The organism is Eubacterium segne, from assembly GCF_014287775.1.
Classification (GTDB): domain Bacteria; phylum Bacillota; class Clostridia; order Lachnospirales; family Lachnospiraceae; genus Eubacterium_G; species Eubacterium_G segne.
Genome location: NZ_JACOOZ010000015.1, coordinates 1 through 3,117, shown reverse-complemented (window position 1 = coordinate 3,117; position 3,117 = coordinate 1). Strand labels below are relative to the sequence as shown.

The 3,117-nt window shown below is 49.8% G+C and carries 1 rRNA gene; it reads left to right on the top strand.

Annotated features, from left to right (window positions below):
- Nucleotides 1-200: 200 nt before the first annotated feature.
- A 23S ribosomal RNA gene (locus H8S00_RS13670) occupies nucleotides 201-3,092 on the top strand.
- The last annotated feature ends 25 nt before the right edge of the window (nucleotides 3,093-3,117 follow it).

Below are 3,117 nucleotides of genomic sequence, written 5' to 3'. Positions count from 1 at the left end.
GATTGTACATTGAAAACTACATACTGAGAAATAGAAATAAATGAACAAAGATTCAAAGAATTAAATGTTCATGCCAATTTCAAGACATCCGAGGCGCATCGAAAGATGCGATAAAGAAAACACAGAAAAATAAGAGACGATCTTATTTAGAAGAGTAAAACTCAAGCCTTCCCTGTTGTAACGCTATACAACAGAGAAATGGTTAAGCTAATAAGAGCGCAGGGTGGATGCCTTGGCACTAAGAGCCGAAGAAAGACGTGATAAGCTGCGAAAAGCTGCGGGAAGGAGCAAATATCCGATGATCCGCAGATGTCTGAATGGGGAAACCTGTCTGGAATAACTCCAGTCACTGCATGATGAATACATAGTCATGCAGAGGGAACCCGGTGAACTGAAACATCTAAGTAGCCGGAGGAAAAGAAAGAAACATCGATTTCCAAAGTAGCGGCGAGCGAAATGGAAGGAGCCTAAACCGGGATGCGTGCATTCCGGGGTTATGGACCGCAACAAGTGACCTGGCGGATAGGAGAACGGCATTGGGAAAGCCGGCCATAGAGGGTGAAAGCCCCGTAGCCGAAATTTTAAGGGAGCGAGCGGAATCCGAAGTACCACGAGACACGTGGAACCTTGTGGGAATTCGGGGGGACCACCCCCCAAGGCTAAATACTACTTAGTGACCGATAGCGCATAGTACTGTGAAGGAAAGGTGAAAAGAACCCCGGGAGGGGAGTGAAAGAGAACCTGAAACCCTGTGTTTACAAGCTGTGGAAGAACTTTAAAGTTCAACCGCGTACTTTTTGTAGAACGGTCCGGCGAGTTACTCTTACTGGCAAGGTTAAGGACTAAAGGTCTGGAGCCGAAGGGAAACCAAGTCTTAATAGGGCGTTATAGTCAGTGTGAGTAGACCCGAAACCGGGTGACCTACCCATGTCCAGGATGAAGTTGCCGTAAAAGGCAATGGAGGTCCGAACACACATCCGTTGAAAAGGGTGGTGATGAGGTGTGGGTAGCGGAGAAATTCCAATCGAACCCGGAGATAGCTGGTTCTCCTCGAAATAGCTTTAGGGCTAGCCTCAATTTAGTCTTGCGGAGGTAGAGCACTGAATATCCTAGGGGGCGTCAAAGCTTACCGAAGATTATCAAACTCCGAATGCCGTTAAGATGATGATTGGGAGTCAGACTGCACGAGATAAGTTGGGTAGTCAAAAGGGAAACAGCCCAGACCTCCAGCTAAGGTCCCAAAGTGAGTGTTAAGTGGAAAAGGATGTGGGATTTCGAAGACAACTAGGATGTTGGCTTAGAAGCAGCCATACATTCAAAGAGTGCGTAATAGCTCACTAGTCGAGAGGTCCTGCGCCGAAAATGTCCGGGGCTAAACACTACACCGAAGCTGAGGAATGTGTAAACATTGGTAGAGGAGCATTCTTAACTGCGACGAAGCTGTACCGTAAGGAGCAGTGGAGTGTTAAGAAGAGAGAATGCCGGAATGAGTAGCGAGAGTGAGGTGAGAATCCTCACGGCCGAATATCTAAGGTTTCCAGGGTAAAGCTGATCTGCCCTGGGTAAGTCGGGACCTAAGGCGAGGTCGAAAGACGTAGTCGATGGATAACAGGTTGAAATTCCTGTACTGCAATATATCAGAACTGTGGGGACACAGACAGAGAGCCTGAGCCGGGAGTGGAAAGACCGGTCTAAGCGAGGTAGGAGTGCATTAGGCAAATCCGGTGCACAATCTGAAGACGTGAATGGGAGCGAAATTATAAGTAGCGAAGCAGGTGAGCTGGCTGTCAAGAAAAGCCGCTATTGTGTATATTGTACCCGTACCGTAAACCGACACAGGTGGATGAGGAGAGAATCCTAAGGCCGACGGAAGAAGTATTGTTAAGGAACTCGGCAAAATGGCCCCGTAACTTAGGGATAAGGGGTGCCTCCTTCAGGGGAGGCCGCAGAGAATTGGCCCAAGCAACTGTTTAGCAAAAACACAGGTCTATGCGAAACCGTAAGGTGAGGTATATGGGCTGACGCCTGCCCGGTGCTGGAAGGTTAAGGGGAGAGGTTAGACGCAAGTCGAAGCTTTAAACTTAAGCCCCAGTAAACGGCGGCCGTAACTATAACGGTCCTAAGGTAGCGAAATTCCTTGTCGGGTAAGTTCCGACCCGCACGAAAGGCGTAATGATTTGGGCGCTGTCTCGACAATACATCCGGTGAAATTGAAGTACCAGTGAAGATGCTGGTTACCTGCGCCAGGACGGAAAGACCCCATGGAGCTTTACTCCAGCTTGATACTGGGATTCGATATTGCATGTACAGGATAGGTGGGAGACTAGGAAACGTGAACGCTAGTTTGCGTGGAGTCGCCCTTGGGATACCACCCTTGCAGTATTGGGTTTCTAACATGCAGCCGTTATCCGGCTGGTGGACAATGTCAGGTGGGGAGTTTGACTGGGGCGGTCGCCTCCGAAAGAGTATCGGAGGCGCTCAAAGGTTCCCTCAGAATGGTCGGAAACCATTCGCAGAGTGCAAAGGCATAAGGGAGCTTGACTGCGACACCGACGGGTGGAGCAGGTACGAAAGTAGGACTTAGTGATCCGGTGGTATAAAGTGGGATTGCCATCGCTCAACGGATAAAAGCTACCCTGGGGATAACAGGCTTATCACTCCCAAGAGTTCACATCGACGGAGTGGTTTGGCACCTCGATGTCGGCTCATCGCATCCTGGGGCTGTAGTAGGTCCCAAGGGTTGGGCTGTTCGCCCATTAAAGCGGTACGCGAGCTGGGTTCAGAACGTCGTGAGACAGTTCGGTCCCTATCCGGCGTGGGCGTAGGATATTTGAGAGGAGCTGTCCTTAGTACGAGAGGACCGGGATGGACTGACCTCTGGTGTACCTGTTGCACTACCAAGTGCATAGCAGGGTAGCCAAGTCGGGACGGGATAAACGCTGAAGGCATCTAAGCGTGAAGCCCCCCTCAAGATGAGATATCCCATTCGTAAGAATTAAGACCCCTTGAAGACGACGAGGTTGATAGGTCAGAGGTGGAAGTGCAGTAATGCATGGAGCTGACTGATACTAATAGGTCGAGGGCTTATCCATAAAGGAAGGAAGAGGAGTTATCCTC